The sequence below is a fragment of the Pseudoalteromonas sp. S4741 genome (assembly GCF_005886135.1).
In the GTDB taxonomy this organism is placed as follows: Bacteria; Pseudomonadota; Gammaproteobacteria; order Enterobacterales; family Alteromonadaceae; genus Pseudoalteromonas; species Pseudoalteromonas tetraodonis.
Window position 1 is genome coordinate 1 of sequence record NZ_PNCN01000124.1, and the last position, 5,099, is coordinate 5,099.

The window sequence follows — 5,099 nt, forward strand, 5'->3', positions numbered from 1 at the left end:
CTCGAACCTCGAACCTCGACCTGAGACTTTTACAAATACTCAAACACTTTAACTACCCGCTCTACGCCAGAGATGTTGCGAGCTATATTTACAGCTTGGTTTGCTTCAGCGTCAGATACTAGCCCCATTAAGTATACTTCGGCATTTTCAGTCACTACTTTTATATTATTACTGCTGATGTTTTCAGCCGCTAAAAGCTGCGCTTTTACTTTTGAGGTTAACCATGAGTCGTGTGTTTGCGTGGTAATACCAATATTAGAGCCAATGCGTAGTTGGTTGTGAATTTTACGAATGCCAGATAGGTTCTCAATAGTTTTAAACGCTTGGTTTTTCATTTCTTGGTTAGGAACTTGCCCTACCATTAAAACCACGCCATTTACGCTTATAACGCTGATATGAGCAAACTTATTAAGGCGTTCATCTTCGCTAATAGCAATGCTGGCTTTTATTTCAATGTTGTTGTCGTCTATTTGCGAGCCAATGGTTCGTCTATCGTTTGCTGCAGTAACAGCACTGGCTGTACCGGCCACTACAGCAGCAGCACAACCTTGTAATAACACAACGGTGCCTAAAATAATCAGGGAGCGTTTAAACATAATTTTCGTCCTGCGGGAAAAGGGTTAAATCTACCAATTCACTTAAACAGTGAAGGTTCACTAAATGCGATTCAATAATGCGACTCGGGCGCTTAGACGGCGTACGAATTTCTACATCGTTATGGCCAAGCAGGCCAACGAGTTCACCGCCATCATCACCTACCATTACTATGACCTTCATATCTTTGGTTAGTGCCGCTTCTACAGCAGAAATTATGTGTTTTTCATTACCATTAATGGCAAGTACCAATAATAAGTCACCTTGCTGAGCAAAGGCACGTACTTGGCGCGCAAAGGTATCGTGGTCATCTATTTGATGGCCTTGACCTAGGTTAATATTTTCTTGCGAGAGAGCGATTGCAGGTAAGCAAGGGCGTTCTGTTTCGTAAAAATTTACCAGTACGCCTGCCATGTGTTGCGCCAACATGTGGCAATTTGCAGTACCGCAGCATATCAATTTATTACCATTGATCAGGCTTTGTGCAATGGTGAATGCCGCTGACTCCAATGCGCTAGGAAGTACTTCACCTGCTGCAATTTGAACTTGAATACTTTCTTTAAAAATTTCTTTTATTGTGTCTTGCATGGATTACCAACAATTAATATCTAATTCTGTGTGAGCTCACACCCGCTTTATTAAGGATGATTATTTTTTAGAAGCAGCTTGTTAATTTTTAACTACGCATTTTGCAATTTAGCTGTTGTAATAATTGCTCACTCATTTGTATGTGCTCGGTATTAAAATACGTTTTTTAGCCAGTTTATGTGTAGTGATGGCTCGCCTGTTATAGCAACATAATCAATACGTAATGGCTGATTTTTTAAATTTTTAGCCGCGAGGTAATGATAAATAGTTCGTCTTAATTTTGCTTGCTTTTGCGGGCTTAAAGCATAATTAGCGCCGCCTTTTATATTATTTTTACGAAACTTAACCTCAACAAACACTAAGGTGTGACCGTCTTTCATAATGACATCAAGTTCGCCATAGGGGCAGTAATAATTACGCTCAATGGCTTTTAAGCCTTGTGCTTCTAAATACTTTTGCGCTTGGCGCTCATAATACTGGCCTTTTTCACGACTATTTTGCCACAGCTGTTTAAACCACGACATGTCGACCCCTTAGTTAATTATGGTTATGCCATCGTTAGCTGATTGCATAAATAGCGGTACAGGGCGTTGTGTTTTTAACTCCACCGGTTTTATTCGGCGGTTGCTGTACTGAGCCCATTGCAGTGAACGTTCAATATCACCGGCACTATTAATCGACAATTTACCGCTCAACCCTGAAAAGTATTTATCGGGTGTAACACTCAATTGTCTAATATCGTTAAGCATGGTGACGGAATCATAAGCCATCGCAAATAAACGTTGGCTTATATCGGCTTGTTCAGGCCATAAATCATTGTATTGCTGACGCAGATTATGTTGCTTAATTTGTGAGTCTAACATCCAAGGCAGTTCAGTAAAGTAGAGTCCGTCTAAATCACCTTTGTCAGTGGTATCTATTTGCTTACTGTGGCTTTTAGAGCTGGCGTAAATAGGAATTCTATCGGCAAAGGTACTCACATTAACATCAAGGTAAGGCTTAATTAATCGGGTTTCAATGGCGTCGCCGAGTATGTAAATGGCATCAATATCGCCACGTGAGCGTGTTTCGCTTTCAACTTCTTTATTAAAAAGTGCTTTAACCGATTTAATACGTTCTTTTGACTTATCAACTTCTAACAAGCTAGTAATGGTATTGGGCATATCTTTGTTATCGTTATAAAAACCAACTTGCGTGGTTGTTTCACTATAGCGTTGCCACTGCAGATTAAAGTAGTCAACTAAGCGCTGGCCATTGGTATTATTTGGCGCTAACAACATCGGCTTTTGATAACCCTGTGCTAAAAAGTGCTCTAGCGTTTGCTGTACTTCATGTTCAGGATTAAGCGCAAAAAAGTAATGTTGCAGCGAGGTTCTTTCGCCATCAAAGGTATTTAAATGTAAGGTGGGTATATCGAGTAATGTATTGGTATTAGCGAGCTTATCTATATTGGCTTTTAATAGTGGGCCAATAACAAAGTCAGGCTGTAACTGAGAAATTTGTGCGCTCAACGCTTCTGTTTCAGTGTTTTCATCTATAAACAGTGTTTCGTTGATCTCTTTTTTATCAAGCGCTGCCAATATACCGGCTTTTAAGGCATCCCCAAGGCGCTTATTAGCACCTGACTGAGGCAGTAAAACAACCAAACGCTCAATATTAATTGGCGCTAATTCATTAGCATACGTTTCTTGTTTTGGCAGTACATTGTTACCAGGATGCCCAAGGTAACGGCGGCGCCAATTATTAATGGCTTGGTCTAAATCAACCGAGCTGTTGGCGTAAACTTGATGATACAAAGCTAAGTTTACCCAACCTTGTTGAATAACAGAACCACGGTTAAATCGTTCTAATGCGTAAGATGAGAGTTGCTTTAAATTTTTCCAAAGTGCATCACTAAGCTGAGGAATTGAAATAGTGTTTTTAGTTGCAGATTCTGACGCCGCAAAAAAATAGGGTGCAGCACGTTTTGGCAAGTTTTGAGAAGCAAAAATGCTGGCAGTTAAAAATTGGTGCCAGGCAAAATGTTCGGGTTGCTTGAGTTGTCCCTCAAGTGAGTTTAATACTTCAAGTGCTTGCTGGTTTTTATTCTGCTCTTTTTGTGCAAAGGCAATATATAAACGGTTTTGAATTTGATCAACACTGGCAGTAAGTGCAAGTTCGCTACATATTGTTTCGAGTAGCGGCCAGTTTTCTTCCGTAATGGCGCTATCACGGGCACTATAAAGCAGTTGAATTTTATCTGCACCAAAACGGTTTTGCGCTAATTGATAAATCGATTGCGCGTTCAGTGCTTCATTTTTCAGCGTATTGGCACTGCTATTTAAGTTATCGCTGGTTTTAGTTGGTTTTTCGGTTGTGCTACACGCCGATAACCCTGACAATATAATTAATAGACTAACTAGTTTAAGTCGCACAATGATTTCCCATACGTTAACGCGATTTGCTTATATTACTGACTGACGCAGGAGACCTCAATGTTAAATGAGGAGAATTCACAGAAAATTGGCACTCTTTACGTTGTTGCCACCCCAATCGGCAATTATGACGACTTAAGTCAGCGTGCAATCGCGACATTATCGCAGGTTGACTTAATCGCTGCTGAAGACACTCGCCATACTGGCAAGCTACTCAGCCACTTTGGTATTAAGGCTAAAACCTTTGCGTTACATGACCATAATGAAAAGCAAAAAGCGCAGCAAATTATCGATCAACTTAATCAAGGGTTAAATATTGCATTAGTATCCGATGCCGGCACGCCGCTTATAAGCGACCCTGGTTATGCGGTTGTTAATTTATGCCGTGAGCAGGGCGCACTTGTAACACCTGTACCAGGTGCATGCGCTGCAATTACTGCGGTATGTTGTTCCGGGCTGCCAACCGACCGTTTTCAGTTTATTGGCTTTACGCCCGCTAAAAGTAAAGCACGCCAAGACTTTTTTATAGATGCAGTTAACTCAAGCATCACCAGCATTATGTATGAAAGTACCCACCGTATTATGGCAAGCCTTGACGATTTAGAAGCAGCGCTAGGTAGTGAGCAGCAAGTGGTATTTGCCAAAGAGCTCACTAAAACATTTGAAACCTTCTTTAATGGCACCGTAGCTGAGTTAAAGCAGTTTTTAACTGACGATCCTACTAAACAGCGCGGTGAAATAGTGCTCATGCTGCCGGGTAAACCTAAGGTAGTTGACGATATTCCGCCTGAAGCCCGTAAAATGTTAGCACTACTTGAAAACGAAATGCCAATGAAAAAAGCCTGTGGCGTGGTGGCCGATTACTTTGGTATGAAGAAAAACGCGCTTTATAAAACAATTATTGAAGAAAAACAGTAAATGTTTACTGCGTAGTGTGGTGCTCTCATGTATACTGCGCGCCGAGTTAGCCAAGATAATCGCTGCCTGCAACGAAAATGCGCAGGGGGAGGAAAGTCCGGGCTCCACAGGGCAGAGTGCCAGTTAACGGCTGGGGGGCGTGAGCCCACGACAAGTGCAGCAGAGAGAAGACCGCCAATCTTCGGATTGGTAAGGGTGAAAGGGTGCGGTAAGAGCGCACCGGGCCGCTAGTAATAGTCGGTTGCAAGGTAAACTCCACTCGGAGCAAGACCAAATAGGGTTCCTTATGGCGTGGCCCACGTTGGAACCGGGTAGGTTGCTTGAGCCATAGAGCGATTTATGGCCTAGACGAATGATTATCACTTTCTTCGGAAAGGACAGAACCCGGCTTACCGGCTGACTCACTCATTCAATAAAAAAGCTCGCAGTTAACGCTGCGGGCTTTTTTGTGTTTGGAATAAGCTGTCAGGTTGCGGGCGGCGAGCTTCGGGTTGCGGGCTTAAAACCTAAACTCGACGCGAGACTAACTATCGCCTTCAGGTATAAAAAACCTTGTAATGTTAACCGCAAGGTTTTTAAATTTCT

At 42.1% G+C, this 5,099-nt stretch carries 5 protein-coding genes and 1 other RNA gene; 2 read left to right on the forward strand and 4 right to left on the reverse strand.

Going from position 1 to position 5,099, the window contains the following annotated elements:
• Positions 1-29 precede the first annotated feature (29 nt).
• The 4 genes from dolP to CWC30_RS15385 form a co-directional block, all read right to left on the reverse strand.
• A complete protein-coding gene (gene dolP / locus CWC30_RS15370; RefSeq protein WP_008468380.1) occupies positions 30-596 on the reverse strand; it encodes a division/outer membrane stress-associated lipid-binding lipoprotein in 567 nt (188 codons plus the stop codon).
• Positions 589-1,182 carry an SIS domain-containing protein gene (locus CWC30_RS15375; protein ID WP_036981300.1) on the reverse strand — a complete coding sequence of 198 codons (594 nt, stop codon included), beginning with the start codon at positions 1,180-1,182 and terminating at the stop codon, positions 589-591. Before CWC30_RS15375 ends, dolP begins: the two co-directional genes overlap by 8 nt.
• Before the next feature lie 152 nt (positions 1,183-1,334).
• On the reverse strand, positions 1,335-1,706 hold the full coding sequence (locus CWC30_RS15380; RefSeq protein WP_036981301.1) for a YraN family protein: 372 nt from the start codon (positions 1,704-1,706) through the stop codon (positions 1,335-1,337).
• A gap of 9 nt (positions 1,707-1,715) precedes the next feature.
• Positions 1,716-3,596, reverse strand: coding sequence for a penicillin-binding protein activator (locus CWC30_RS15385; protein WP_013464046.1), 1,881 nt, complete (start codon positions 3,594-3,596; stop codon positions 1,716-1,718).
• A gap of 60 nt (positions 3,597-3,656) precedes the next feature.
• Between CWC30_RS15385 and rsmI the strand changes: the two genes are divergently transcribed.
• Entirely contained in the window at positions 3,657-4,514 is an 858-nt protein-coding gene (gene rsmI / locus CWC30_RS15390; protein WP_036981305.1) for a 16S rRNA (cytidine(1402)-2'-O)-methyltransferase, read from the forward strand.
• A gap of 42 nt (positions 4,515-4,556) precedes the next feature.
• An RNA gene (gene rnpB / locus CWC30_RS15395) (RNase P RNA component class A) lies at positions 4,557-4,922 on the forward strand.
• The last annotated feature ends 177 nt before the right edge of the window (positions 4,923-5,099 follow it).